The following is a 26,500-nucleotide window of genomic DNA, read 5'->3' as shown; positions in this document are numbered from 1 at the left end:
GCCATGGGTGACCGCTGGCACGTCGAGGTCGACCGTTCGATCTGTATCGGCTCGGCCCAGTGCGTCAACCGCGCCACCGGGGCCTTCCGCCTCGACTCCGCCATGCAGTCCCACCCCGTGGACCCGGAGACGGACGCCAACGGCAGGATCCTCGACGCGGCCGAGAACTGCCCGGTGGAGGCGATCACGATCACCCTGCTGGGCAGCGGGGAACCCGTCTTCCCGCCCGAGGAGTAGCTTCCCCTGAGGGCTGGCTTTCCTCCCGGGGCCTGGCTTCCGCCCCGGGGGGCTTCCGCCTGGGGGCTTGCTTCCGCCTGGGGTCTGGCTTCCGCCTGGGGGTCTGGCTTCCGCCTGGGGGGTCTGGCTCCCCCGGGACCTGGCTTCTCCCGAGGACCGGCTCCCGGCCGGGTCTGGTGCTGTGACCGGCAAGGTTTGCCGGGAAGCTCGCGGCGTCCGGTGCGGGGCATCGCAAGGCGGAGCATCACCCGCGTACTGGATGTACTCGGGTGGTGCGACAACGCGGCGAGGTGCCGTGCCGGGCGTCGCGAGCCGGTGAACCTTTCCCGGCGCAGCACTAGCGGGGCTGAAGGGCGGCGAACAGCGCCCTGGCGCGCGTGCCGTCCGGCTGCTGCCAGACTCCGGTGACATGCCCGGCCGCGTCGTCGGGCGGCAGCGAGCCGGGGATCAGTACCCGCCGCAGCCGCAGGACCAGGCCGTCGTCCCCAACGGCGAACTCGGTGCTGTCGTCGGTGTCGAGGGGGGCGCCGATGCCGGGAAGCGGGGCCGTTCCGGTGTATCCGCGGGCGACCTCCCGGTCCGGGGTGTCGGTGATGCTCTGTGCCTGCGCCGCGGCACGCCCCTCGATCAGGGCGCCCAACTCGGCCGTCAGCACGGGGTCGTGGCAGCCGTCGTAGGCCCAGCGCGTACCGAGCACACCGTGCTCCATGGTGCCGACGAGCGCGTGCTCGGCGCCGTCGAGCGGGGCGGCGCGATAGGTGAGCGGCAGGAGATACGCGTCCGTGCCCTCGGTGACGACCATGAACTCGATCCCCACCTCGCCCTCCGGGTCGTCGAGCCGGAACCCGCCGGCCTTGACCAACTCCGGTGCGGCGGGGCCGTGGTACCAGGGGCGGGTGGGGAGCCAGCCGGCCAGGAGCTCGACCTTGGTGGGCTTGAGGGTGGTGCGGTGGATGAGTGCCATGGGGAGATTCTCTGATCGGGCGCGGGGTCCCGCCAGAGACTTTCCGCCCCGGCGGCTGATCCGCGGGGCGGCCCGGGCCCGCCTGGCTCGGCTCCGGCCCGCCGCTGGCTCGGCCCTGGCCTGCCGTCGGCCTGACCGACGGCCCGCCGACGGCTCGGCCCCGGGCCTCCGAAGGCGCCGCCCCGGGCCGCCGGCGCGAGCAGCCTGGAGATGCTCTGCTCCGGTTGCAGCACGGCACCCACGAACAGTCGCGCAAGGTCCACGCAGAGGCCCAGCGGGTCTCCCTGGCGGCTCCGGAGTCGGCGACCCGGCTGCTGCTGGAGCGCTGGGCGGGGGAGACCGCGATCGGGCGGAGCTGGAGCGGGCTGGAGAGGGTGGGCTAGCGCCGCCGGAGGCGTGGGCCGGTGCCAGAGGCATGGGGCGGCGCCCCGGAAGCGATCGCGTATGCGCTGTATCAGGAAAAGTGGAAAAAATCCACCATTGGGGTGTTCTAATCCCCATCGGGCGTTCTATCCTGGTAACAGCCTACGGGGCGAGTGAGGGAGTCCGACCGGAGTAGCCGACTCAGGCGTGACGCAGATGCATACGCATCCGCCGGTGCCGACGTCGACGGTCGGGCTGAGAGGTCGAAAGGCAGCAGTTGGGCCGGACGGCGACCCCCAATACCTGATCCGGACCATGCCGGCGAAGGGAACCCGTCTCGTAGGTCTTCGCATGCCCTCCCGAGCCCGGTCCCGGTCCGTGCCGTGGGCCCTACGGCTTCCCGCCCGGCTCCGTGAGGTCGATCAGCCGGCACACCGTCTCGATGTCGATCTTCACCTGGGCGATGGAGGCGCGGCCCGAGAGCCAGGTGATCAGGGCCGAGTGCCAGGTGTGCTCGATGACGCGGACGGCGGAGAGCTGGGCGGGGGTCGGGTCGGTCAGGCCCATCGCGTCCAGGATGATCGCCGTCGTCTGCCGGGAGACCTGGTCCACCTCGGGGGAGACGCTGCGGTCGGCGAAGGTCAAGGCCCGGACCATCGCGTCGGCCAGGTGCGGCTCGCGCTGGAGCGCCCGGAAGGCCCGCATCAGGGTCTCGGCGACCCGCTCGGACGCCGTCTCGCCCGCCGGGGGCTTCTTGCGCAGCGTGCCGTGCATGTGCTCCAGCTGGTCCTGCATGGTCGCGACCAGCAGATGGACCTTGGACGGGAAGTACCGGTAGAGCGTGCCCAGCGCCACCTGGGAGGACTCGGCCACCTCGCGCATCTGCACCGCGTCGAAACCACCCCTGCTGGCCAGCTGTGCGCTCGCGTGCAGGATCCGGCGGCGCCGCGCCTCCTGCCGCTCGGTGAGCGGCGGGGTGGCCGATCTGGCGCCGATGTCCACCTTGGCTTCCGCAGGCATGGGTCCCGTCCGTGACAGTCGGTGAGGGCAGTGCTCAGGGCGAGTGATCAGACAGCATGGCAGGGGTCGCGTCGTGGCGCGAATCACCTGATCCACTGCTCACTCCGCTCCTACCTGCCGGTAGATTCAGAGCCTCTTGAACGATCAAGTCTGAAACTTGTTCTAGATTAGCGTCCCGGCGTAACCTCGCGGGAAAATGCAGGGAGAAGGGGGCCCAGAGTGACCGCTGAGGCCAGGCGGGCGGGTGCCGACGAGGAACCCGCCGCCGACGGCGAGCGACCGCTCGACATCGCGCTCCTCACCTATAAAGGGAACCCGTTCTGCGGCGGCCAGGGCGTCTACGTACGGCACCTCTCCCGTGAGCTGGCCCGCCTCGGTCACCGTGTCGAGGTGATCGGCTCGCAGCCGTACCCCGTCCTCGACGAGGGCTACCCCGGGCTCAGCCTCACCGAGCTGCCCAGCCTCGATCTGTACCGCTCCCCGGACCCCTTCCGGACGCCCGGGCGGGACGAGTACCGGGACTGGGTCGACGCGCTCGAAGTGGCCACCATGTGGACCGGCGGCTTCCCCGAACCGCTGACCTTCTCCCTCCGCGCCCGCCGCCATCTGCGCGCCCGCGCCGGGGAGTTCGACGTCGTCCACGACAACCAGACGCTGGGGTACGGCCTGCTGGGGGACGTCGGCGCGCCCCTCGTCACCACCATCCACCACCCCATCACGGTCGACCGGCAGTTGGAGCTGGACGCGGCCGAGGGATGGAAGCGGCGGTTCTCGGTACGGCGCTGGTACGCCTTCACCCGGATGCAGAAGCGGGTCGCCCGCCGGCTGCCTTCCGTGCTCACCGTCTCCGGCACCTCCCGCCAGGAGATCGTCGACCATCTCGGCGTACGCGAGGACCGCGTCCACGTCGTCCACATCGGCGCCGACACCGACCTCTTCGCGCCGAATCCCGCGGTACCGCAGGTGCCCGGCCGGATCGTCACCACCTCCAGCGCGGACGTGCCCCTGAAGGGGCTGGTCTTCCTGGTCGAGGCCCTCGCCAAGGTACGGACCGAGCATCCCGCCGCCCACCTCGTCGTCGTCGGCAAGCGGCCCGCCGAGGGGCCCGTCGCCCAGGCCATGGAGCGGTACGGCCTCGACGGCGCCGTCGAGTTCGTGAAGGGCATCTCCGACGCCGAACTCGTCGACCTGATCCGTTCGGCCGAGGTCGCGTGCGTGCCGTCGCTCTACGAGGGGTTCTCCCTGCCCGCCGCCGAGGCAATGGCGACCGGCACCCCGCTGCTCGCCACGACGGGCGGCGCGATTCCCGAGGTCGCCGGACGGGACGGGGAGACCTGCCTGGCCGTGCCGCCGGGCGACGCCGACGCGCTGGCCGTCGGCCTGAGCCGCCTCCTCTCCGACCCTGAACTGCGGGTACGGCTGGGCCGGGCCGGCCGTGAGCGCGTACTGCGGCACTTCACCTGGGCCCGCGCCGCGGAGGGCACGGTGGCCCGGTACCGCGAGGCGATCGCCGCCGCACCGAACCGAACCGGGGCGCGCGCGACTGCGACAGTGGGCCGCCCGGCGACCACGGCCGCCGACCGTCCCAGGGCCGCAGCCGCCGACCGTCCCAGGGCCGCGGCCGCCGACCGTCCCAGGGCCGCGGCCGCCGACCGCCCCGCGACCACGGCTGCCGATGGCCCCCCCGACCGTCCCAGGGCCGCGGCCCCCGGCCGCCCCGCGACCACGGCGGCCGACGGCGCGGCCACCCCGGCGGCTGCTCGCCCCGCGACCACGGCCGTCGAACGCCCCGCGGTGTCGGAGGCCCCAGAGGTCGTCTCCCCGGACTTTGTCTCTTCAGAGGTTGTCAATTCCGAAGGCAGGGCTACGTGCTGACCGTCGACTTCTCCCGGTTCCCGCTCGCCCCGGGCGACCGCGTCCTGGACCTCGGCTGCGGGGCGGGACGCCACGCCTTCGAGTGCTACCGGCGCGGCGCCCAGGTCGTGGCGCTCGACCAGAACGGCGAGGAGATCCGCGAGGTCGCCAAGTGGTTCGCGGCGATGGAGGAGGCCGGCGAGGCCCCGGCCGGCGCGACGGCCACCGCCATGGAGGGCGACGCGCTGGCGCTCCCCTTCCCCGACGAGTCCTTCGACGTCGTCATCATCTCCGAGGTCATGGAGCACATCCCCGACGACAAGGGCGTGCTCGCCGAGATGGTGCGCGTGCTCAGGCCCGGCGGGCGGATAGCCGTCACCGTGCCGCGCTACGGCCCCGAGAAGGTCTGCTGGACCCTCTCCGACGCCTATCACGAGGTCGAGGGCGGGCACATCCGCATCTACAAGGCCGACGAGCTGGTCGGGAAGATCAAGGAAGCCGGTCTGCGGCCGTACGGCACGCATCACGCGCACGCGCTGCACTCGCCGTACTGGTGGCTGAAGTGCGCGTTCGGCGTCGACAACGACAAGGCGCTGCCGGTACGGGCGTACCACAAGCTGCTCGTCTGGGACATCATGAAGAAGCCGCTGGCCACGCGCGTGGCCGAGCAGGCGCTGAACCCGGTCATGGGCAAGAGCTTCGTCGTCTACGCCACCAAGCCGCACCTGCCCCGGACCGAGGCCGGGACCGACGCCGGGACCGACGCCCTCGCGGACACCGAGGTGGCCGCCAAGTGACCACTCCCCGGACAGAACACCTCGTCCTGCCCGGGGTCCTCACCGCCGAGCAGGCTGCCGCGACCGTCCGCGGCATCCTCGCCGTACAGCGGGAGGACGGCGCGATCCCGTGGTTCCGAGGGCACCACCTGGACCCCTGGGACCACACCGAGGCCGCGATGGCGCTGGACGCGGCCGGGGAGCACACCGCCGCCGAGCGGGCCTACACCTGGCTCGCCGAGCACCAGAACGAGGACGGTTCCTGGTACGCGGCCTACGCCGACGGCGCGTACGACGACGTCACCGACCGCGCCCGCGAGTCCAACTTCGTCGCCTACATCGCCGTAGGCGTCTGGCACCACTACCTGTCCACCGGCGACGACACCTTCCTCGACCGGATGTGGCCCGCCGTCTACGCGGCCGTCGAGTGGGTACTGCGGTTGCAGCAGCCCGGCGGCGAGATCGGCTGGCGCCGTGAGGACGACGGGACGGCCACCGACGACGCGCTGCTGACCGGGAGTTCGTCGGTCCACCACGCGCTGCGCTGCGCGCTCGCCATCGCCGAGCAGCGGGAAGAGCCGCAGCCGGACTGGGAGTTGGCGGTGGGCGCGCTGCGGCACGCGATACGGCGCCACCCGGAACGGTTCCTGGACAAGGACCGGTACTCGATGGACTGGTACTACCCGGTGCTGGGTGGGGCGTTGACGGGTGCGGAGGCGGGTGCGCGGATCGAGAAGGACTGGGAGCGGTTCGTCGTGCCCGGGTTCGGGGTGCGGTGTGTCGTCCCCAATCCGTGGGTGACGGGCGGGGAGTCGGCCGAACTCGCCCTCGCGTTGTGGGCGGTGGGCGAGTCCGACCGGGCGTTGGAGATCCTGCAGTCCATCCAGCATCTGCGGGACACGGATTCGGGGCTGTACTGGACCGGATACGTCTTCGAGGACGACGCGATCTGGCCGCGGGAGCTGACCACGTGGACGGCGGGGTCGCTGTTGCTGGCGGTGGCCGCGCTCGGGGGGCATGACGCCACGTGCGCGGTGTTCGGGGGAGCGCAGCTTCCCGCTGGGCTCGAGGTGGATTGCTGCCCCTGAGGGGGCGGGGGCGCGGCCTGCGGCGGGTGCGCCGCCGTGGGGGCTTGTCGCGCCCGCACGGCGGAGCCGCGTATCGACATCACCCCGCGCCCCTCAGGGGCGCGTGACCTGGACCGGCGTTCTCAGTGCCGGTGCATCCGGTTGGCGATCGCGTGGCCGATGAACAGGTAGACGACCGCCGCGAGGCCGTATCCTGCCACCACCCTCGCCCACGCCTCGTCGAACGTGAACAGGTCGCGTGACCAGCCGGCCAGCCAGCCGGCCGCGTCGTGGATGAACTGGACCAGGCTGTTCGCCCGGTTCGCGTCCAGCAGGTACATCAGGATCCACAGGCCCAGGATGAGGGCCATCACGTCGGCTACGATCGCCACGACCGTGCCGGCCGAGTTGGGGCCGTTCCGATAAGCAGGGGACATAGGGTCCGGGTTGCCGCGGATCGGTCCTTGAAACCTGTACGGCGTTCTCCCCGAGTGGCGAGGTGCCGCCGTCTGGGTGACGCTGCCGTAGGAGGCAACCGCTCGGGGAGGACATCGAGACACACGGGAGGACCCCGTGCCCGCACCGATACGGCGCCTGGTCGTCGCGCTGACCCTCTGCTGCGCACTCGTCGCAGGCGTGACCGCATGCAGCAGCACTCAGAGCAAGTCCACCGACACCGGCATGGCCGCGGTACCCGTGGCCGACACGCCCAGTCCGAGTACGTCCGCCGAGAAACAGAAGTTCGCGAAGACCCGGTTCATCGCCAACGCGTCACTCGCGGCCGGCGCGACCTACCAGTGGATCGTGAAGCCCTGGAAGGCCGGCAAGTTCAAGAAGGGCGCCCACGGCCGCACCTTCGCCCTGATCAAGGCCGGTCTCGCGGGCGCCTTCGCCTACAACCGGCTCCAGGCCGCCAAGCGGAACGCCCAGGCTGATCCGCTGCTGTCCAAGGCCATCGCGCCGCTCTCGTCCGGCATCGACGCGCTGAAGGATCTGCCGTCCAAGCTCCGCAAGGGTGACGGGAGTGCGGCCAGTTCGTTCAACGACATCATCAACAACGTGAAGGACGCGGGGAAGAGCGCCGGCGCCCCGGTCACCAACCAGGTGCCTTCGGCGTCCCAACTCACCCACTGAGCAACGTTGTTCGGGTACGGCGCCGGAGAGTCCGCGTGTCGTACGCCCGTTGTTCGACTCGTTCGCCCGGTGTCCGGCCGGAGTTGACGCTTCCGGCGGGGACTGCTCGAGGCGGTCCCCGATGCCACCTCCGGCCGGCTGGGTGACAGCACCCTGGTGCTGCGGGCCGGCGACGGGGCCGCCCCCGCGAGCCCGCCCACGTCAGGATGACCTGCCCGGTCTCCGAGGTCCGCGAGGAGTTCCAGGGCGAGGAGTACTCCGACGGCGTCGAGTTCCAGGCCCGCTGCCCGCAAGGTGCGCGGTGCGCGGCTGGGTCCGCCGGGCCCGGGAGCTGACCCTGGACCCGCCCGCCGTCTTCCGCTGAATCAGGGTCGGCCTGCTAGGAGTTGAGTTCCGCGAGCACCCGCAGGGTGTGTGGGTCGGGCGCCAGCGCCAGCAGATCGGTCACCGGGCCCTTGCGCCACGACTCCAGCCGCTCGGCGATGCGTTCGCGCGGGCCGACCAGCGAGATCTCGTCGGCGAACGCGTCCGGCACCGCCAGCACCGCCTCCTCGCGCCGCCCGGACAGGAACAGCTCCTGGATCCGCCGCGCCTCCTCCTCGTACCCCATGCGTGCCATGAGGTCGGCGTGGAAGTTGCGGGCCGCGTGGCCCATCCCGCCGATGTAGAAGCCGAGCATGGCCTTCACGGGCAGCAGCCCCGCGGCCACGTCGTCGCAGACCTTCACCTGGGCCATGGGGGCGACCAGGAAGCCCTCCGGCAGGTCGGCCACCGCGGGCCCGTACACCTCGGGCCGGCTCGGCGCCCAGTACAGCGGCAGCCAGCCGTCGGCGATCCGGACCGTCTGGGCGACGTTCTTCGGTCCCTCGGCGCCGAGCAGGATCGGCAGACCGGCCCGGAGCGGGTGGGTGATCGGCTTCAGCGGCTTGCCGAGACCGGTGGCGTCCGGGCCCCGGTACGGATGGGAGTGGAAGCGCCCTGCCGACTCGACCGGCCCCTCCCGCCGCAGCACCTGCCGTACCACGTCCACGTACTCCCTGGTCGCGGTGAGCGGCGAGGTGGGGAACGGGCGGCCGTACCAGCCCTCCACGACCTGCGGCCCGGACAGCCCGAGCCCCAGCATCACCCGGCCCCCCGACAGATGGTCCAGGGTCAGCGCGTGCATCGCGGTGGTGGTCGGCGAGCGAGCCGCCATCTGGGCAACGGCCGTTCCCAGTCTGATGGTTGTCGTCTGTGCGGCGATCCAGGTCAGCGGGGTGAAGGCGTCCGAGCCCCAGGACTCCGCCGTCCACACCGAGTGGTACCCGAGCCGTTCTGCCTCCCGCGCCAGCGGCACATGGTCCGAAGAAGGCCCCCGCCCCCAGTATCCGAGCGCCAACCCGAGCCGCATACAAGCCTCCTGACGGAGCGTCAGACAATCGGGGGACGACTGTACGACAACGGCCCCTCGCCCGGAAGGGCAAGGGGCCGTAGGCGGTCCTGCGGTGGATCAGCCGCGCTGGATCCCGGAGGTGTCCTGCAGCACGCCACGGCGGCCGTCCTGCGTCTGCGCCACCAGGGCGCCACCGCGCTGCTCGACGGCCAAGTACCAGGTGCCGGGCGCCAGTTCGGCGATCGGCGCGGGCGAGCCGTCCTCCGCGAAGAGCGGCCGGGCCACCGGGACGGCGAACCAGAACGGCGAGAAGTCGGGCGCGGGGGTGGCCGGCTGCTGCTGGGCGGCGGCCGGGGGCTGCTGCTGGCCGAACGGCTGACCGGGCTGCGGCTGGGCACCGTAGGGCTGCTGCGGGGCGGCGGCACCGGGGTAGCCGTAGCCGCCGGAGGGCTGGGCGCCGTAGGGCTGCGGAGCCTGCGGCTTGGGGGCCGGGACCAGAGCGGCCTGGAGGGCCGGGACCAGCGGGGTGGCGATCGCGGCCGCGGCCAGGACCAGTGCCGCGATCAGGCCGAGGATCAGACCGGAACCGGCGCCGATGTCGGCGGTGTCGAGGTCGTCGAACGCGCCCAGGGGGTCGATGGTCGACCAGAACGCGGTCCACAGGGAGAACACGGTGAGCCCGACGCCGATCTGGCCCAGGTCGAGACCGACGAACTTCAGCGGCTGCGGCAGCGCGCGGGCGAGGACGATCAGGACCGCGCCGGCGATCCCGCCGACGTACATGCTCATCACCAGGCCGAGGTTGTCCCAGGCGTTCGGGCCGGACTTGTCGAACGTGTCGAGGAACGACGCGATGAAGAGCAACACCGCTGCTCCGATCACCACGCCGTCGCCTCTAGTGAGGGAGCGGATATTCACTTCAGGTCCTTCGTAGGTCGTCTCGTCGGCGGAGGAGGCGTCGCGGGGGTGTGCCCCTCGTCGTAGGAATCGTAGGAGGGACACTATCGTCCGAACGATCAGGGTGTCCGCCCGGATCCGCCTGCCGATGCCTACCCGCGCAGGAAACTCACGATTCCCTCAGAGATTCCCTGCGCCGCCTTCTGCCGCCAGGCACCGCTCGTCAGCAATGCCGCGTCCTTGCTATCGCGCATGTTGCCGCACTCGATGAACACCTTGGGAACCGTTGACAGATTGAGACCGCCGAGATCCTTACGTACATCGAGCCCCGTGCCGTTGCCGACGTAGTTGGACGGGGCGCTTCCTGTGACCTTCGCGAAGTCGCTCTCGACGTGCTCGCCGAGGGTGCGTGAGGGGCCGACGATCGGGCGGGTGTCGGCGGCGCCGGAGTGTACGGACGCGGGCAGGATGACGTGGAAGCCGCGGTCGCCCTCGGGTGCCCCGTCGGCGTGGAGGGAGATGGCGGCGTCGGCGTGCGCGTCGTTCCCGATCTTCGCCCGCTGGTCCACGCAGGGTCCCCAGACGGGCCGGTCCCCGTCATGGGTCAGTTTCACCGTGGCGCCCTGCTCCTCCAGCAGCGTCCGCAGCCGGTGCGCGACGTCGAGCGTGAACCGCGCCTCCGAGTAGCCGGCGTTGGTGGCCGTCCCCGTTGTGTCGCACTCCTTCCAGTTCGTCCCGATATCCACCTTCTGGTTGATCTCGGACGCGTGCTGGAAGTTCCCCGGGTTGTGCCCCGGGTCGATGACGACGACCTTGCCCTTGAGCGGGGCAGCCGCACCGGGGCTGGGCACCTTGGCGTCGTCGCCGGGCGACACGGGCGCCGACCTGGGCGTCGCCGCGTCCGTCTTCTCGCCGCCACTCCCGGCGGGCTTCCCCACCCCCTCGAACACCACCCATCCGAGCAGCGCACCGGGCACGAGCGCGGCGAGAGCGACAGTCATGGGCGCCCGCCGGGAGCGCCGCTGCTGCGGGGGATCGAATTCCGGGCCTGTGTACGACACGTCTGCCACCCTAACCGCCGTCCGGGGTGTCCATACGGTCCGTGAGGGCCGTTTGGATGACGGCTCAGGGGCGGTTCTTCCGCCCCCGTCCGCATGGACGGTGAGAGATGTGTGAGACGGCCGCCGTACCCGTCAGGACTCGGCAGCTGTGCCGATCGCCGCGCACCTCAACCGTGCGGTGCCACGCGGGTTCCGACCGCCACCTCCTGCACCAAGTGGCCCCCGCCGCGGCTGCCGAGGACGGGGGCCTTCTGCATCGTTCATGCGACCGACGTACCTCCCTGTACCCCGCGCGACCGCGCCTAGAGTTCGCACAGCACCCGAACACCTCTGGGGGGAACCATGAGAGCCCGCACCACCATCGCTGCCATCACGGCCGCGCTCGCCATCACCCTCGTCGGCTGTAGCAGCGACAGCAAGACCGACGCTGCCGAGCCGAAGACCAGCGCGCGCAGCAAGCCCAGCGCCGACATCAGCGCCGCCGAGAAGGCCGTCGGCATCCCGCCCGAGCCGACTGCGGTCATGCGTGTCGAACTCCTACGCGCCCTTGCCGCGGCCAACCCGGGCATCGTGAAGTACGAGGACAAGGCCATCGACGCCGCGCGTAACCAGTGCAGCGCACTCGACAGCGACAAGGCTGACTGGGCCGCTTCCCAGCGCTTCACCTACAAGGACGTCACGACCACCGAGGCGCAGGGCAAACAGATCAACGAGGCGCTCAAGGGCCTCAACTTCTGCAAGGTCTGACCACACCGCACCATCGGCAAGGACGTCGCCGACCACGAGTCCCGCCTCCGCACGCTGGAGCACACCATCTGGCGTGCGGCCGGTGACGCCGCCGTCCTCGGCGCGGGTGCCGGAGTGCTCGCCCACTTCCTCATGCGATGACCGCGACCCTGCTCTCCTTCGGGAGGGCGAGGCCGCTTTTTTTCGTGCGTCCGGGGCCAGCCTGGGCATCGATGGTCCTGACGAACCGGTGGAGGGCGCCTGATAGACCGAATGCTCACACCCAAAGGAGGGGCAGGAATGACGTACGCCGAAGACCCGAAGCGTCGGGCGCGCCTGCTGCGAGACCTCGCAGACGCTTTCCCGGTCCCGGGGGGCAAGAGGCCTGCGTCTGTGCTCTACGCGCCGTCGGGATTGGATGACCCGAAGGAGTGGACGGTCCCGAAGGCGTAGGCGAGAAGAGCCCCCAGCGCAGGCCGTAATGGACCGCCTGGGGGCTTTCTGTCGCCCGACACCGGGTTGCGCGCAACCGCGCCGTCCGACCGTCAGCGGGCAATCTGCGGCAATCCTCAAGCGATCCCGGGCCATCCCGCGCATCCTGAACACCCGACCACCAGGCGACGGAGGCGACATGACGCTCAGGTTCCTTGGCACGACCAGCGAGGAAGGCGACTGCCCCACCCTCTACGAGATCGAGGGCACCGACGAGATCCTCGTCCAGGGCGACCGAGAGACCGCCCCCGAGCACCTCGCGCAGCTGCGGGACGTCAAGCCGTCCGAGACCTTCGTTCGGGTCCCGCGCAGCCTGCTGACTCGCTACGCGCCCCAGGCCGCTGCACCCGAGCTCCAGCCGTTCGTCTCCATCAGCCACCTGTTCCGCGAGTTCCGGCACACGGCCTGGCGGCTGGAGACCCGCCGCGGCTACGCCTCCGACCTCAAGAGCCCCAACTGGCCGAAGTTCCAGGCCGGCGAGACCTTCGGCTTCAACCCGGACAGCGCCTGGCATGCCAACGTCCGCACCCAGACCGAGGCAGGGAAGCGATTCGAGCGGGTCCGGCTGGTCGACGAGCCGATGACCGAGGGACAACGGTTCCTGCTCGCGACGGGCCAGGGAGCCGTGGCCGCCGGCGAAGACATCCGCAACCTCACCCGCCGCGACGCCGAGCAGCTGCGGCTGCCCGACTTCGACTTCTGGGTCTTCGACAGCAGGATCGTGGCCCGGTTCGCGTTCGACGAGAACAACACAACCCTCGGCGTATACGTCACCGAGGACCCCGCCGAAGTCCTCGCCGCTTGCCAGGCCCGGGACGCTGCATGGCATCACGCTCTGCCTACGCAGGAGTTCGCCGAACGGGTACGTTCCACCGTGTGAGCACCGACTTCCAGACCGCCCGCGAAGCCCTCGGCGCGCGCCTGCGCGAACTGCGCGTCGAGGCAGGCCTGGAAGGCAAGGCCGTGGCGGCCGAACTCGGCTGGCAGACCTCGAAGGTCAGCCGCCTGCAGAACGGCAAGCAGACCCCCACCCGCGACGACCTCACCGCCTGGACCCAGGCCATCGGCCGACCCGACGTCGAGGCCGAACTGCACGGGCTGCTCGCCGCCTTGGACATGAAGCAGCAGCACCGGTCGTGGCGGCGGCAGCTGGCCGGCGGACACCGGGCGCGCCAAGAGATCGCCGTCCGGCAGACCGACAACACCACGATGATCCGAGGCCTGGAAGTCGTCCGCGTGCCGGGCCTGTTTCAGACCCCGGAGTACGCGCGGGTCCTGTTCGAGACGAACGCCACGTTCCGCGGAATCCCTTCGACGACCGAGGCCGCGGTCGAGGCCCGGATGCGCCGCCAGAACGCGCTGTACGACCCGGAGAAGACGTTCCGCTTCCTGGTGTGCGAGGCCGCGCTCTACCACCGGTCATGCCCTGCTGACGTGATGGCCGAGCAACTCGACCGGCTTTACAACCTCGTCGGCCAGCGGCGCATCGAGATCGGCATCCTGCCGTTCGGGGCGCAGCTGCGGCGTACTGCCCCGCACGCATTCTGGATCTATGACCGGCGCCTGGTCATCGTTGAGACCATCAGCGAGGAACTGTGGCTTAACGGCGACGAGGACATTGAGCTGTACGAACGGGCCTGGGATTGGCTCGCCGAGTCCGCCGAGCACGGCCCCGCGGCACGCCGTCTGATCGGCCGCGCGCGGGCCTCCCTGGACCTCACATAGGCAATCCGCCGCAAGCCCCCGGCTACATGCGCAATCGGGCGCAATCGGCCCGCAGGCGGGCAATCACAGCCCCTACGGTCCCGGGCATGGCCCAACCCACCAGCACCGCCCTGCGGTACGAAGCCGGTGATGCGTGGCTCGCCAACTGCGCCCCGCACGCCCACCTTGTACGTGAAGCCTGGTCGAAAGACGCCCTGGCTCCCATAGCGTCCGGCGCCCACTGGCTCGTCGCCGCCGCCCGGCTCGTCCACACCATGCCGGCCCTCACCCGTATCCCCGAAGGGCAGCGCGGCCCCGTCCTCGCGGACACGCAGGGCGACAGCGCATGGTGGCTCGTGCCCCTCGACGCCGCCGAGGAACTCGCCGACGTCCGCTCGGTGTCCGTGAAGCCGCCCGGCTGGAACCTGGACTGTCCGCCCTCCGGCCGGATGCTGTTCGGGCACCTGTGGCTGAACCACCCGGACGGGACTGGCGTCCTCACCGACCCTGCCGTACTCGCGGCCGCGCTCGGCGCGGGCGGCTACCGCTTCCGGACCGGGGGTCCAGGAGTGACCGCAGACGTGTCCATGACCGAGGCGCAACAGCAGCTTGCGCCAGACGTCGAGACCATGCGCAGCACCGCGCACCGGTTCCTCGCCCCGGACGCCCGCCCCATCCCCACCGATGAGGTGACGACGCTGCGGGCCGCGCTGCGCGGGCAGATCGAAGAACTCATCCCCACCATTGAGGCGATGACCCGCCAGCTCCCGGCGGACGACATCCCGAGCGCATGCGCCCTCGCCTGCACCAGGGAGGCCAGCATGCGGCTCGGCCTGCGCCCCGGCTACAACAGCCCCGGCCAGATGACGGTGGCAATGAAGCTCGCCCGGTCCGTGATGGCCCTGTGCGACCACTACGAAAACCTTGGCGGCCAGCCGGTCATTCCGTCCCCAGTAGGCGCCTCAAGCCCCTGCCCCGGCTTCCCCACCCATGGACAGGTCGAGCGCCGGGGCAGCTCTTAGCCGCCTCCCGCACCACGGTGCGAGAGGCCCGGCGCCCCGACCGAGGGCGCCCATGCACAACAGGAGGAAGACGTGACCGTCGCATTAGAGCGTCCCGTGGGTACCGACCCGCTCACCCTGGTCGACTCCCAGGTGAGCGACGTGCTCACCCGTCGGATCGTCACCGACCACCCGGAGATCAGCGCCGACACCGCGCGCCGCATCGTCGGCCAGGCCGCCGCGTTCATCGCCGCGTCCGGTCGGCAGTCGGGCCAGCCCCTCGCCCCGAGCATGCTGGTCGACTACGGCTGGCACGCGTTCATCCTGCACACCGTCGACTACGCCGACTTCTGCCAGCGCGTCGTCGGCCACTTCGTCCACCACGTCCCGACCGCCGAGGACGAGCAGGCCCCCGGCGGGCCGCAGGCCACCCGAGACCGCACCCTCGCCGCCATCACGGCCGCCGGGTACGCCATCGACGAAGAGCTGTGGCCGGACATGGCCGACTGCACCCAATGCCACGCGGGGTGCACCGACAGCCCGAACAGCGGCAAGCACTGACCCATCCTGTGCAAGACTCCAGCCGCCCGAATCTCCCGGGCGGCTGGCCCTCCGAGCGGAGCACCACGTGACTGACACGGCGATCGCCTGGGACACCTACTCGCGGCAGCGCCCCGAACGGCGGCCAGTGAACTCGCGCGGCGAAACCACCTGGTTCAACTGGACCCAGTACGAAGACCACGGTCCGGACACCGAACTCCTCGGCGTCACCGCGGGGGACCGCGTCCTGGATCTGGGCTGCGGCAAGGGCGGCAACGCTGCCCACCTGGCTGCCCTCGGCATGCACGCCGTCGGCGTGGACGTCTCGCCCAAGCAGCTGGCCGCGGCGCGGGCCCGGTGGGGTGACGTGCCGGGCCTGGAGCTGCACCAGGCGGATGCCGTCCAGTTCCTGCAGCAGCTCCAGCACTACGACGCCGTGTACTCGGTGTACGGCGCCCTGTGGTTCACCGACCCGGCCCGGCTGCTGCCCGCCATTCGCGAGCGGCTACGGCCGGGCGGCCGACTCGTGTTCTCGCAGCGGCCCCCGGTCGAGGGCTGCTACGGCTGTCAGGCGTCGTACATCCCGCGCGGCAGCGACGAGGACCCGCTCGTCGTGAAGCGCTGGGACTACGAACGTGATGCGTGGGGGCGGCTGCTTGCCGAGCACGGCTTTGGTGATGTGCGCGCCGAAGTGCTGGCCGCGCCGCCCGGGCGGCGCACGGTGGGAACGCTGATCGTCACGGCGCGGGCTTGAGCCGCCCAGGCGTGCCAGCGGTTATCCCGGCCTCGGACGTGTTCGCAGCCGTCACCTGATCGCCCGTCCGGGTCGGCACCCCCGGCGTAACGCCGGCTGGACGGGCTCAAGGCCCCGGCGGGTGCACCTCTGCTGCCGGGGCCTCTTCCTGCCGTTCAGCGACCACGCGGCGGCTTCAGCGCCGCCTCGACCGAACCCCGAACGCGAACCGCTCTGCGCAGCTGGTCCACCAGGAAATCGCGACTCTAACCGCGCCCTCAGATCCCCGCCCCCGTTCGCCGCAGCACGCGCAGCGAGTCGTGCGCCGAGACCTCCGTGAACGCGCCCGACTCCAGGGCGCGGAGGTAGACGCGGTAAGGGGCCTGGCCGGTGAACTCGTCCTTCGGGTCCGGGAAGACGTCGTGGATCAGCAGGAGCCCGCCTTGGGCCACATGGGGGGCCCAGCCCTCGTAGTCGGCGGTGGCGTGCTCGTCGGTGTGGCCGCCGTCGATGAAGACGAACCCGAGGGGCGAGTTCCAGAACGCGGCGATCTGCGGGGAACGGCCGACGACAGCGACGACGTGCTCTTCGAGCCCGGCCCGGTGCAGGGTGCGCCGGAACGTCGGCAGCGTGTCCATCAGCCCGAGCTCCGGATCGACCGTCTCCGGGTCGTGGTAGTCCCAGCCCGGCTGCTGCTCCTCGCTGCCCCGGTGATGGTCGACGGTGACGGCGGTGACCCCGGTGGCGCGCGCCGCGTCGGCGAGGAGAAGCGTGGAGCGTCCGCAGTAGGTCCCGACCTCCAGGAGGGGGAGGCCGAGTTCCCCGGCTTCGACGGCGGCCGCGTACAGCGCCAGCCCCTCGTGCGGGGGCATGAACCCCTTGGCCGCCTCGAAGGCGGCGAGGATCTCGGGCTGGGGGGCGGGCGTGAGCATGGGGACCTTTCGATCGTGCGACATTCCGCCCGCCATGCTGCCGCACCCCCTGCCGTTGCCCCGACAGGGGGTGCGAAGGAAATGCCCTTGGTGGAAAAGGGCGCGAGGCTGTGTCCACGTGCGGCTCCGCCGCGTGGGGGCGGGACCAGCCCCCACGCACCCGCGGCCGCCGAACGGCGGACCGCGGCCCCCGCTAGGCGCTCACCGTCTCACCCGGCAACGAAAGATCCAGATCCACCGCCCGCTCATCCCCCGCATGCGACGCCGAAGAAGCCAACGGCCCGTGCCCCGCCGCCTTCGCGGCCAGCACATACGCCCCCTCGGTAGGCACCGCCAGCGCATACGTACCGTCGTCGCCGGACAGCGTGGCCCCCGCCTGCCGCCCCCGCCGGTCGATCAGCGTGACCTTGGCGCGGGCCACCGGAACGCCCGCGGCGTCCAGCACACGCCCACGGAAGCCCCGCAGCACTTCCTCGGCGTCGGCCAGCACGGCGTCCTCGTCGCTGCTCGCCCGCAGCTGCGTGTGCTGTGCGGCCTCCATCGCCGGCATGCTCCGCTTCGGCAGCAGCAGGGCGAGGACCAGGCCCACGGCCACCGCTCCCGTCGCGATCAGGAAGGAGACCCGGAAGCCGTGCATGGTCGGGATGGCGACGCCGCCCACCTTGTTCGCCGTGTTGGCCAGCACCATGCCGATGACGGCGCTGGACACGGACGTACCGATGGACCGCATCAGCGTGTTGAGACCGTTCGCCGCGCCCGTCTCCGACGCCGGCACCGCGCCGACGATCAGGGCCGGGAGGGACGAGTACGCGAGGCCGATGCCGGCGCCCAGCACCACCGCGATGACCAGGCTCTGCCAGGCCGCGCTCATCAGGCCGAGGCCCGCGCCGTAGCCGATGCCGATGATCAGCATGCCGAGGATCAGGGTGGTCTTCGGGCCGTACTTGGCGGACAGCCGGGCGTAGAGGGGGGCCGTGAACATCATCGTCAGGCCCAGCGGGGCGACCAGCAGACCGGCGGTGACCATCGACTGACCGAGGCCGTAGCCGGTGGCCTTCGGGAGCTGGAGCAGCTGCGGCAGGACCAGCGAGACGACGTAGAAGCTGACGCCGACCATGATCGAGGCGAGGTTGGTGAAGAGCACCGCCGGGCGGGCCGTGGTGCGCAGGTCGACCAGCGGGGCCTTGACCCGCAGCTCCATCACGCCCCACAGGAGGAGGACGACGGCGGAGGCGGCGAAGAGGCCGAGCGTGGTGCCGGAGGTCCAGCCCCAGTCGCTGCCCTTGGTGATCGGGAGGAGGAAGAGGACCAGGCCGACGGAGAGACCGATCGCGCCCAGGACGTCGAACGTGCCCTCGGCGCGCGCCGGGGACTCCGGTACGGCGAAGAGGGTGAGGCCGATGGCTGCCACGCCCAGGCCGGCGGCGCCGTAGAACAGGGCGTGCCAGTCGGCGTGCTGCGCGACCAGGGCCGCGGCGGGCAGCGCGAGACCGCCGCCGACGCCGATCGAGGAGCTCATCAGGGCCATCGCCGAGGCGAGCTTCTCGCGCGGCAGCATGTCGCGCATCAGGCCGATGCCCAGCGGGATCGCGCCCATGGCGAAGCCCTGGAGGGTGCGGCCGACGATCATCGTGAGCAGTTCGCTGGTGAGTGCGCTGATCAGCGCGCCCACCACCATCACGGAGAGGCTGAATATCAGCATCCGCCGCTTGCCGTACAGGTCGCCGAGGCGGCCCATGATCGGAGTGGCCACGGCGCCGGACAGGAGGGTCGAGGTCAGGACCCAGGTCGCGTTGCTGGGCTCCGTGCCCAGCAGTTGCGGCAGGTCCTTGATGACCGGAACGAGCAGGGTCTGCATCACCGCGACCACGATGCCCGCGAAGGCGAGTACCGGGACCACGGCCCCGCTCGCGCCCCGGGCGGGCTGGTCGGTCGTCGTGTGCGTCATTGAGTGAGGCCTCCGGGCCAAGAGAGTGACGGTAAGTGCGCGAAGAGACGGATCCGGCATCGGATAAGTGGTGGGTAAACCTCGTATGCACAGGCAACTATTCCGTTGCTTCGAGCTGCTAACGAATTCTTGACCGTCCCATGGGTTTCTGATCCACGGTCAGGCTCTGGTCAATTTGTGGAACGTGTTCTAGCCTCACGCGCCATGAGTGCCACGAGGAGTGCCGTGAGTGCTGCGAAGGCGTATGTCGCCGGGGTTGGAATGACCCGGTTCGAGAAGCCCGAGACCCGGGACTGGCAGTACTGGGACATGGTCCGGGAGGCGGGCGGGTCCGCGCTCGCGGACGCGGGGATCTCGTACGGCGATGTGGAACAGGTTCCTGTCGGGTACTGTTTCCAGCCCTCCACCGCCGGCCAGCGCGCCGCGTACGAACTGGGTCTCACCGGCGTCCCCGTCTACAACGTCAACAACAACTGCGCCACCGGCGCCACCGCCCTGATGCTGGCCCGGCAGCTCGTCGAGGGCGGGGCGGCCGACTGCGTCCTGGCCCTCGGCTTCGAGAAGATGAAGAAGGGCGCGCTCGGAAGCGGCGCGGACGGCGGGGCCCGCGGCGGAGCCGCTGATGACTGGAGCGCCACCTCTCCCGTCGCCCGGCACTACGGGATCATGGCCGCCCGGCACGGCTTCGAGATGACCCCGCCCACCGCGCAGATCTTCGGCGACGCGGCCCGCGAGCACATGGAGCGTTACGGCACCACCGAGGCGCAACTCGCCGCCGTGGCCGCCAAGAACCACCGGCACTCCGCGCACAACCCGTACGCCCAGTTCCAGGACGTGTACGACGTCGCCGACATCCTTGCCGCCCGCACCGTCCACCGCCCGCTCACCAAACTGCAGTGCTCGCCCACCTCCGACGGCGCGGCGGCGGCCGTGGTCGTCTCGGAACGGTTCGCCGAGCGGCGGGGCCTCACCGGCCTCGTCGAGATCGTCGCGCAGGCGATGACGACGGACACCGAGGAGTCCTTCGCGTCGGGCTCGTGCATCGACGTCGTCGGGCAGCCGATGTCACGGGCGGCGGCCCGTCAGGTGTACGACCGCTCAGGACTCGGCATCGAGGACGTCGACGTCGTGGAACTGCACGACTGCTTCTCCGTCAACGAGCTGCTGACGTACGAGGCGCTCGGCATGTGCCCGGTGGGCGAGTCGGGCAAGCTCGTCGAGTCCGGGGCCACGACGTACGGCGGCCGCTGGGTGGTGAACCCCTCCGGAGGGCTCATCTCCAAGGGACACCCGCTCGGCGCGACCGGCCTCGCGCAGACCGCCGAACTGGTGTGGCAGCTGCGGGGCACGGCGGGGGAGCGGCAGGTGCCGGGCGCGCGAGTGGGGCTCGCGCACAACATCGGGCTGGGCGGGGCGGCGGTGGTGACCCTGCTCCGCAGGACGGTGTAGGCCGTACGACCGCGAAGGGCCAGGTGCGGGGCGGGTGTAGGCCGTACGACCGCGAAGGGCCGGGTGCGGGGAGGGGTGTAGGCCGTACGACCGCGAAGGGCCAGGTGCGGGGAGGGGTGGAGGCCGTACGACCGGGAAGGGCCCGGTGCGGGGCGGTGTAGGCCGTACGACCGAGGACCAGGTGGGCCGAAAAGCCGATGCAAGGACCGTAACCGGCTTGAGAGCATGACGGTCATGCTCGAAGCCGCGGACACCTCACGCATATCCCGCCGTACCGCGCCCCCCACCTGGCTGGTGGTGGCGCTGGCGTGTGCCGGGCAGTTCCTGGTCGTGCTCGACGTGTCCGTGGTGAACGTGGCGCTGCCGTCGATGCGCGCGGACCTGGAGCTGAGCGCGTCGGGCCTGCAGTGGGTGGTGAACGCGTACGCCATCGCCTTCGCCGGCTTCATGCTGCTCGGCGGCCGGGCCGGTGACCTGTACGGACGTAAGCGGATGTTCCTGGTCGGGCTCGCTCTGTTCACGCTGGCCTCGTTCGGCGGCGGCCTCGCCCAGGACGGCTGGCAGTTGCTGCTCGCCCGGGCCGTGCAGGGGCTGGGCGCGGCGGTCCTCGCACCCTCGACGCTGACCCTGCTCACGGCCGCCGTGCCGGAGGGCCCGGCCCGGGCGCGGGCGATCGGCACCTGGACGGCGGTCGGTGCCGGCGGCGGCGCGGCCGGCGGGCTGGTCGGCGGGGTGCTGGTGGACGTGCTGTCCTGGCGCTGGGTGCTGCTGATCAACGTGCCGGTGGGTGCGCTGGTCCTCGCCGGGTCCGTGGTGTGGCTGACGGAGAGCCGGGCCGGGGACGGGCGGCGGCTCGACCTGCCCGGCGCGCTGCTGGTGACGGCGGGCCTGGCGACCCTGGCCTACGGCGTCTCGCAGACCGAGGCCAAGGGATGGACGGCGGCGGCCACCTTGGTCCCGCTGGCCGCCGGGCTCGCCCTGCTCGGGCTGTTCCTGGCCGTCGAGGCGCGTACGGCGGCCCCGCTGATGCCGCTCGGCCTGCTGGGGCGGCGGACGGTGGCGTCGGCCAACGCGGCCATGCTGGTGTCCGGGGCGGCGATGTTCTGCATGTGGTACTTCATGACGCTCTACGCCCAGAACGTCCTCGGCTACTCCCCGCTGGAGGCGGGCTTCGCCCTGGTGCCCAGCTCGGTCGCGGTGCTCGTCGGCTCCAAGCTGGCGCCCCGGCTGATGCGGCGGGCGGGCACGCGGCCGGTGGCGGTGACGGGCACGCTGGTCGCGGCGACCGGGTTCGGCTGGCAGTCGACCATGGGCCCGCACGGCGCCTACACGACGGCGATCATGTTCCCCGGGATCCTGATGATGCTCGGCGCGGGCCTGGCCGCGACCCCGCTGGCCGCGCTGGCCACCTCCGGGGCGGCGCCGGGGGAGGCCGGACTGCTCTCGGGGCTCGTCAACACCTCGCGCACGATGGGCGGTTCGCTGGGGCTCGCGGTGATGTCGACGGTCGCGGCGGCCCGGACCGGTACGGGCGGCGGGGCCGCGGCCCTGACCGAGGGGTACGCGCTGGCCTTCCGCACCAGCACCGGGCTGCTGCTGGCGGGGGCGGTGCTGATGCTGCTGTGGCTGCCGGGAAGAATTTCACCGACGCCCGCTGGATGAGGCAACGGTCCGGGCGGCTCGTGGACTCCTCTTTACATCTGGGAGGTGCCCATGGGGGAACGGGAGAACGCTCGGAACGAGGAGTTCCAGAGCTTCATGATCGGCCGCTGGCCGCGGCTGATGCGTACGGCATATCTCCTCACGGGGGAGCAGCACGCCGCCGAGGACCTGGTCCAGTCGACGCTCGAGCGGGTCTTCGTGGCCCGGCGGAAGGTCGGTTCGGCCGACGATCCGGAGGCGTACGTACGGCGCGTGATGATGAACGCGCACGCACGCAGGCACAGAAGGAAACTCAAGGAGTTCCTCGCGCCGAAGGACGACTCGCCCGTGCTACCCGACGGCGAACTGGTTCGTCTGCCTGGCCCCGCAGGGCACGGCCTACAAGCTGGCGGAGGTGACGACGAAGTAAGCGGGCGGGCCGGGCCGGCGGGTGCTCACAGCCACCCCTGCTGCCGGGCCTCCCGTACCGCCTCCGTGCGGTTGCGGGTGCCGGTCTTGCCGATCGCGGCGGACAGGTAGTTGCGGACCGTCGACTCCGACAGATGCAGTTTCGCCGCGACGTCGGCGACGGTCGCGCCGTCCACCGACGCCTTCAGCACATCGCACTCGCGGGCGGTGAGCGGGTTCGGCCCGGCGCTGAGCGCGGCCGCGGCGAGCGCCGGGTCGACCACGGTCTCCCCGGTGAGCACCTGCCGGATCGCCCGGGCCAGGTCCTCGACCGGACCGTCCTTGACGAGGAAGCCGGCCGCCCCGGCCTCCATGGCCCGGCGCAGATAGCCGGGCCGGCCGAAGGTGGTCAGGATCAGCACCCGGCAGTCGGGCGCCTGCGCGCGGAGTTCCGCGGCGGCGTCCAGGCCGCTGATCCCCGGCAGTTCGATGTCGAGGAGGGCCACATCGGGCCGGTGGACGAGCGCGGCGTCCACGATCGCGTCACCCGTGGCCACCTGGGCGACGACCTCGATGTCCGGCTCCATCCCGAGCAGTAAGGCGAGGGCCCCGCGCATCATGCCCTGGTCCTCGGCGAGCAGCACCCTGATCGACTTGGCGGGCCGGTGGTCCCGGGGCATCTCGTTCGCAGGCTCGTACACAGCCCAAGCCTAGCCCCGGGCCCGGCAATTAAAGAGTGGTCCTTGTTCCTCGCCGCAGGGCTTGACGGCGGTTGACCGTACTCAAACAATCACCTCTGCAATTCCCCTAATGCCCGGCGAACGGTCGGCATTTCGACCGCTGAATAGGTTCGGTATTTCGGTCGAACGACGTTCGGTATACCGACCAGGAACCCGCACCGCCCTACGAGGAACCGAAGAAGAGGTGCATCGTGTTCTCAGTGACCCTACGAGCCCTGCGCTCCTGTCCGCCACGCGCCAGGAGAGCCTTGCTGTCCGCGCTCGCGGCCTTCGCGACCGTCGCCGCGCTCGTCGTCGGGGCCGGCGCCCCGCAGGCCGCCGCCGCGAGTTCGCTGCCCTGTGACGTCTACGCCACCGCCGGCACGCCGTGCGTGGCCGCGCACAGCCTGGTCCGGGCGCTGTACTCGTCGTACAGCGGATCCCTGTACCAGGTGCAGCGCGCCTCGGACGGCGCCACCGCGAACATCGGTCTGCTGGCCACCGGCGGATACGCCAACGCGGCCGCGCAGGACTCCTTCTGCTCCGGTACGACCTGCATCATCACCAAGATCTACGACCAGTCCAGCAAGCACAACGACCTCACCGTCGAGGGTGCGGGCGGGGCCGGCGCGGCCGATGTCGGGGCCCCCGCGGACGCGCTGCCGGTGACCCTCGGCGGGCACCAGGTCTACGGCCTGGAGATCTCGGCCGGCATGGGCTACCGGGACAACTCCACCTCCGGTGTCGCCACCAACGGCGCCGCCGAGGGGATGTACATGGTCACCTCCGGCACCCATGTCAACGGCAGCTGCTGCTTCGACTACGGCAACGCCGAGACCAACAACAAGGACACCGGCAACGGCCACATGGACGCCATCAACTTCGGCACCGAGTGCTGGTTCGCGCCCTGCTACGGCTCGGGCCCCTGGGTGCAGGCGGACCTGGAGAACGGGCTGTTCCAGTCCAACCTCGGCTACAGCACCAACACCTCCAACACGGGGACGGGGGCGATCCCTTTCGTCACCGCGCTGCTGAAGAACAACGGCCAGGACCATTTCGCACTGAAATGGGGAAACGCGCAATCCGGCGGTCTCACCACCACGTATTCCGGCGGTGAGCCCACCACCAGCGGCTACTCGCCCATGCACCAGGAGGGCGCGATCGTCCTCGGCACCGGCGGGGACAACAGCAACGGCTCCATCGGCTCGTTCTTCGAGGGCGTGATGACCTCCGGCATCCCGACCGACGCCGCCGACAACGCCGTCCAGTCCAACATCGTCTCCGTCGGCTACGGCGGCGCGACCGGCTCCACCGGCACGCTCAACCCCGCCTCGGAGATCTCCCTGAAGGCCACGACGTCCTGCTGCACCACCGACTACGTCCGCCACCAGGCCAACGCGGCGGTCCTCTCCGCCATCACCTCCAGCAGCTCCGCCCTGGACAAGAGCGACGCCACCTGGATCGTCCGCCGCGGACTGGCCAGCAGCTCCTGCGTCTCCTTCGAGTCGCGGAACTACCCGGGCGACTTCCTGCGGCACTACAACTTCAAGCTCCTGAGGCAGCCCATGGACGGCACCGCCACGTTCAGAGCCGACGCCACGTTCTGCCCGGAGACCGGCAAGAGCGGCACGGGCACCTCGTTCGCCTCGTACAACTACCCGACGCGATATCTGCGCCACTACAACTACAACGTCTACATAGCGAGCGACGGCGGTTCCAACGCCTGGGACAGCGCGACCTCGTGGTCCGACGACGTGAGCTGGGTCGTCAGCTCGCCCTGGGCGCCGTAGGCGCCACCGTCAAAGCGGTCAGCAACTCCAGCGACTCGGTGGGGAGTTCCGCGGTGACCGTGAAGCCGCCGCGCGGCGACGGGCCGGCTCTCAGAGAGCCGCCCGCCGCCGCGAGGCGCTCGGTCAGCCCCTTCAGGCCGGTGCCGCCGACGCCCTCATGGCGGGGCTCGGCGGTGTCCGCGCCGGTGCCGTCGTCGGTGACCGTCAACCGGACCTGGTCGGCACCGCTGTCGACGCTGATCTCGCAGCGGGTGGCGTCGCTGTGCCGGACCACGTTGGTGACCGCCTCGCGCACCACCCAGCCGAGCAGCGTCTCGGTCTGCGGGGCGAGCGGCGTCCCGGTCTGCGTGACGACCGGCTCGACGCTCGCCGCCGAGAGGACCGAGCGGGCCCGGTCGAGTTCCGTGGCCAGGCTGCCCTCGCGGTAGCCGGTGACCGCCTCGCGGATCTCGGTGAGCGCCTGCCGGCCCACCGACTCGATGTCGGAGATCTGGGAGAGGGCCGCCTCCATGTCACGGGGGGCGAGGCGGCGGGCCGCCTCCGACTTGACGACGATCACCGAGAGGGTGTGGCCGAGCAGGTCGTGCAGATCCCGGGAGAAGCGCAGCCGCTCCTTCTCCACCGCGCGCCGGGCCAGCTCCTCGCGGGCGGCGCGCAGCTCCCGTACCGCCTCGGACAGGGAGAGGATCGCGGCGGTCACCATGGTGGACAGGAAGGTGCCGTAGGCGACGTTGATCGCGTCCCAGCCCGCCCGGAACACCGAGACCGCCGCCGCGAGGGCGGTCAGCGACAGGCCGATCTGACCCAGCCGCGGGCCGCGCAGACAGGCCCCGGTGGCGAGGCCGAGCAGCGGGAAGAAGTACAGCCAGCTGCCGCCGTAGCCGAGGGCGAGGCCGCAGGTGATCAGGCCCATCAGGCCGAGCGCCACCCGCGTCGAGACCGCCTCGCGCGCCTCCTTCACAAAGGAGCGGAACACGACGTAGATGTAGAGGGAGTTGAAGGCGAACAGGCCCAGGCCGCCGATCCAGGGGTTGGCGGTCTTGCCCTGGAGGAGGTTGGAGAAGGAGCCAAGGCCCAGCAGCAGCCACGGCAGCAGGGAGAAGCCGGTCGGCGGCGGGCCCGGGTTCTCGGGCCACTCGCCCTTGCGGCGCGCCTCCTTCCGCGCGGCCGTGAACTCCGCCCTGTCGGCCTTCCACCGAGTCCGCGCCGCCCGCCAGCGGCGTGTCCGGCAGGTGATCACTCGCATCCAGGACATCTCTCTCGCTCCCCCGGTCACACGGTCCGCCCGGTCCGGCGGTACGCCGGCACGCTCTTGGCCGCCCCCGCGAAGGACACGGCCCGCTCTGTCCGGCCTGCCGTCCCACCCGTCCATGTCATGACCACGAGGCTACAAACCCGGGCCGCCGCACGGCAGATGCGCTTGTACGGACTCGGGCAGGACAAATGTCCTGGCCCGGTCCCGCTGTATCTTCCGGCCCAGCTGGATCTGACACTGCGTCAGGAGCCTTCACAAGTGTGGAGCGCTCCGCTATACAAGGGGCGCTGGACTGGAACGCGTTCTAGGGAGGGTCCGGCGGATCAGGCCGGCTGCGGGTGACAGCGCTTCTCGGCCGGGCCGAGCGGGCCGGACGCGGGTGCCGGGCCCGCCGCCGACCTGATGCGCCGGACGCCC

The 26,500-nt window shown here is 71.1% G+C and carries 25 protein-coding genes, 1 pseudogene and 1 riboswitch; of the genes and pseudogenes, 16 read left to right on the top strand and 10 right to left on the bottom strand.

Annotated features, from left to right (window positions below):
* The first annotated feature begins 3 nt into the window (after nt 1-3).
* On the top strand, nt 4-237 hold the full coding sequence (locus AB0N16_RS12135; RefSeq protein WP_351731702.1) for a ferredoxin: 234 nt from the start codon (nt 4-6) through the stop codon (nt 235-237).
* Between the two features lie 337 nt (nt 238-574).
* Here AB0N16_RS12135 and AB0N16_RS12130 read toward each other — a convergent pair whose 3' ends face one another.
* Complete coding sequence (locus AB0N16_RS12130; RefSeq protein ID WP_365795663.1) at nt 575-1,201, bottom strand: 1,4-alpha-glucan branching protein; 627 nt, start codon at nt 1,199-1,201, stop codon at nt 575-577.
* Nucleotides 1,202-1,425: 224 nt separating this feature from the next.
* Between AB0N16_RS12130 and AB0N16_RS12125 the strand changes: the two genes are divergently transcribed.
* The gene (locus AB0N16_RS12125; protein ID WP_365795661.1) at nt 1,426-1,584 is read left to right on the top strand and encodes a hypothetical protein; all 159 of its coding nucleotides are present in this window, start codon (nt 1,426-1,428) and stop codon (nt 1,582-1,584) included.
* A 145-nt stretch (nt 1,585-1,729) separates the two neighbouring features.
* Nucleotides 1,730-1,911, top strand: a riboswitch (TPP riboswitch).
* A 43-nt stretch (nt 1,912-1,954) separates the two neighbouring features.
* Here AB0N16_RS12125 and AB0N16_RS12120 read toward each other — a convergent pair.
* Entirely contained in the window at nt 1,955-2,584 is a 630-nt protein-coding gene (locus AB0N16_RS12120; RefSeq protein ID WP_362574440.1) for a TetR family transcriptional regulator, read from the bottom strand.
* A 219-nt stretch (nt 2,585-2,803) separates the two neighbouring features.
* On the opposite strand from AB0N16_RS12120, the gene AB0N16_RS12115 reads away from it, so the two are divergent.
* The 3 genes from AB0N16_RS12115 to AB0N16_RS12105 are packed head-to-tail and all read left to right on the top strand — an operon-like array spanning nt 2,804 to nt 6,302.
* Entirely contained in the window at nt 2,804-4,459 is a 1,656-nt protein-coding gene (locus tag AB0N16_RS12115; protein WP_365795659.1) for a glycosyltransferase family 4 protein, read from the top strand.
* Nucleotides 4,453-5,235, top strand: coding sequence for a class I SAM-dependent methyltransferase (locus AB0N16_RS12110; RefSeq protein WP_365795657.1), 783 nt, complete (start codon nt 4,453-4,455; stop codon nt 5,233-5,235). The genes AB0N16_RS12115 and AB0N16_RS12110 overlap by 7 nt, the downstream gene beginning before the upstream one ends.
* Nucleotides 5,232-6,302 (top strand): prenyltransferase/squalene oxidase repeat-containing protein, encoded by a 1,071-nt coding sequence (locus tag AB0N16_RS12105; RefSeq protein ID WP_365795655.1) that lies wholly within the window; start codon nt 5,232-5,234, stop codon nt 6,300-6,302. The genes AB0N16_RS12110 and AB0N16_RS12105 overlap by 4 nt, the downstream gene beginning before the upstream one ends.
* Nucleotides 6,303-6,424: 122 nt before the next feature.
* On the opposite strand, the gene AB0N16_RS12100 is transcribed toward AB0N16_RS12105, so the two are convergent.
* Complete coding sequence (locus tag AB0N16_RS12100; RefSeq protein ID WP_365795653.1) at nt 6,425-6,718, bottom strand: hypothetical protein; 294 nt, start codon at nt 6,716-6,718, stop codon at nt 6,425-6,427.
* A gap of 136 nt (nt 6,719-6,854) precedes the next feature.
* Here AB0N16_RS12100 and AB0N16_RS12095 point away from each other — a divergent pair, with 136 nt between their 5' ends.
* Nucleotides 6,855-7,415 carry a hypothetical protein gene (locus AB0N16_RS12095; RefSeq protein ID WP_365795652.1) on the top strand — a complete coding sequence of 187 codons (561 nt, stop codon included), beginning with the start codon at nt 6,855-6,857 and terminating at the stop codon, nt 7,413-7,415.
* Nucleotides 7,416-7,794: 379 nt separating this feature from the next.
* Here the strand turns inward: AB0N16_RS12095 and AB0N16_RS12090 are convergent, their stop codons facing one another.
* From AB0N16_RS12090 to AB0N16_RS12080, 3 genes are all read right to left on the bottom strand, one after another.
* A complete protein-coding gene (locus AB0N16_RS12090; RefSeq protein WP_365795650.1) occupies nt 7,795-8,805 on the bottom strand; it encodes an LLM class F420-dependent oxidoreductase in 1,011 nt (336 codons plus the stop codon).
* Nucleotides 8,806-8,904: 99 nt separating this feature from the next.
* Complete coding sequence (locus AB0N16_RS12085) at nt 8,905-9,705, bottom strand: hypothetical protein (RefSeq protein WP_365795648.1); 801 nt, start codon at nt 9,703-9,705, stop codon at nt 8,905-8,907.
* A 131-nt stretch (nt 9,706-9,836) separates the two neighbouring features.
* Nucleotides 9,837-10,745: an N-acetylmuramoyl-L-alanine amidase gene (locus tag AB0N16_RS12080; RefSeq protein WP_365795646.1), complete on the bottom strand. Its 909-nt coding sequence runs from the start codon at nt 10,743-10,745 to the stop codon at nt 9,837-9,839.
* Nucleotides 10,746-11,087: 342 nt separating this feature from the next.
* On the opposite strand from AB0N16_RS12080, the gene AB0N16_RS12075 reads away from it, so the two are divergent.
* The 6 genes from AB0N16_RS12075 to AB0N16_RS12050 all read left to right on the top strand — a co-directional run bounded on the left by AB0N16_RS12075 (nt 11,088) and on the right by AB0N16_RS12050 (nt 15,962).
* Complete coding sequence (locus tag AB0N16_RS12075; RefSeq protein ID WP_365795644.1) at nt 11,088-11,492, top strand: hypothetical protein; 405 nt, start codon at nt 11,088-11,090, stop codon at nt 11,490-11,492.
* Nucleotides 11,493-12,102: 610 nt separating this feature from the next.
* Nucleotides 12,103-12,843: a DUF6879 family protein gene (locus tag AB0N16_RS12070; protein ID WP_365795642.1), complete on the top strand. Its 741-nt coding sequence runs from the start codon at nt 12,103-12,105 to the stop codon at nt 12,841-12,843.
* Nucleotides 12,840-13,688, top strand: coding sequence for a helix-turn-helix transcriptional regulator (locus AB0N16_RS12065; protein WP_365795640.1), 849 nt, complete (start codon nt 12,840-12,842; stop codon nt 13,686-13,688). The genes AB0N16_RS12070 and AB0N16_RS12065 overlap by 4 nt, the downstream gene beginning before the upstream one ends.
* 86 nt (nt 13,689-13,774) lie before the next feature.
* Nucleotides 13,775-14,689, top strand: a complete 915-nt coding sequence (locus tag AB0N16_RS12060; RefSeq protein ID WP_365795638.1) for a DUF6415 family natural product biosynthesis protein — start codon at nt 13,775-13,777, stop codon at nt 14,687-14,689.
* A gap of 72 nt (nt 14,690-14,761) precedes the next feature.
* Nucleotides 14,762-15,229, top strand: coding sequence for a hypothetical protein (locus AB0N16_RS12055; RefSeq protein WP_365795636.1), 468 nt, complete (start codon nt 14,762-14,764; stop codon nt 15,227-15,229).
* A gap of 67 nt (nt 15,230-15,296) precedes the next feature.
* A complete protein-coding gene (locus AB0N16_RS12050; protein ID WP_365795634.1) occupies nt 15,297-15,962 on the top strand; it encodes a class I SAM-dependent methyltransferase in 666 nt (221 codons plus the stop codon).
* 257 nt (nt 15,963-16,219) lie between these two features.
* Here the strand turns inward: AB0N16_RS12050 and AB0N16_RS12045 are convergent, their stop codons facing one another.
* Nucleotides 16,220-16,897, bottom strand: coding sequence for a class I SAM-dependent methyltransferase (locus tag AB0N16_RS12045; RefSeq protein WP_365795632.1), 678 nt, complete (start codon nt 16,895-16,897; stop codon nt 16,220-16,222).
* A 169-nt stretch (nt 16,898-17,066) separates the two neighbouring features.
* A complete protein-coding gene (locus AB0N16_RS12040) occupies nt 17,067-18,821 on the bottom strand; it encodes an MFS transporter (RefSeq protein ID WP_365795630.1) in 1,755 nt (584 codons plus the stop codon).
* A 225-nt stretch (nt 18,822-19,046) separates the two neighbouring features.
* Here AB0N16_RS12040 and AB0N16_RS12035 point away from each other — a divergent pair, with 225 nt between their 5' ends.
* The 3 genes and pseudogenes from AB0N16_RS12035 to AB0N16_RS12025 form a co-directional block, all read left to right on the top strand.
* On the top strand, nt 19,047-20,270 hold the full coding sequence (locus AB0N16_RS12035) for a lipid-transfer protein (protein ID WP_365795628.1): 1,224 nt from the start codon (nt 19,047-19,049) through the stop codon (nt 20,268-20,270).
* Between the two features lie 234 nt (nt 20,271-20,504).
* Nucleotides 20,505-21,932: an MFS transporter gene (locus tag AB0N16_RS12030; protein WP_365795626.1), complete on the top strand. Its 1,428-nt coding sequence runs from the start codon at nt 20,505-20,507 to the stop codon at nt 21,930-21,932.
* Between the two features lie 51 nt (nt 21,933-21,983).
* Nucleotides 21,984-22,265: pseudogene (locus tag AB0N16_RS12025) on the top strand (sigma factor); the annotation flags it as partial.
* A 101-nt stretch (nt 22,266-22,366) separates the two neighbouring features.
* Here AB0N16_RS12025 and AB0N16_RS12020 read toward each other — a convergent pair.
* A complete protein-coding gene (locus AB0N16_RS12020; RefSeq protein ID WP_351692874.1) occupies nt 22,367-22,999 on the bottom strand; it encodes a response regulator transcription factor in 633 nt (210 codons plus the stop codon).
* Nucleotides 23,000-23,259: 260 nt separating this feature from the next.
* Here AB0N16_RS12020 and AB0N16_RS12015 point away from each other — a divergent pair, with 260 nt between their 5' ends.
* On the top strand, nt 23,260-24,828 hold the full coding sequence (locus tag AB0N16_RS12015) for an alpha-L-arabinofuranosidase B (protein ID WP_365795624.1): 1,569 nt from the start codon (nt 23,260-23,262) through the stop codon (nt 24,826-24,828).
* Here AB0N16_RS12015 and AB0N16_RS12010 read toward each other — a convergent pair.
* Nucleotides 24,806-26,083: a sensor histidine kinase gene (locus tag AB0N16_RS12010; protein WP_365795622.1), complete on the bottom strand. Its 1,278-nt coding sequence runs from the start codon at nt 26,081-26,083 to the stop codon at nt 24,806-24,808. The genes AB0N16_RS12015 and AB0N16_RS12010 overlap by 23 nt on opposite strands.
* Nucleotides 26,084-26,500 lie beyond the last annotated feature (417 nt).

This window comes from Streptomyces sp. NPDC051105, from assembly GCF_040682795.1.
GTDB lineage: Bacteria > Actinomycetota > Actinomycetes > Streptomycetales > Streptomycetaceae > Streptomyces.
This window is presented reverse-complemented; position numbering and strand designations above follow the sequence as displayed.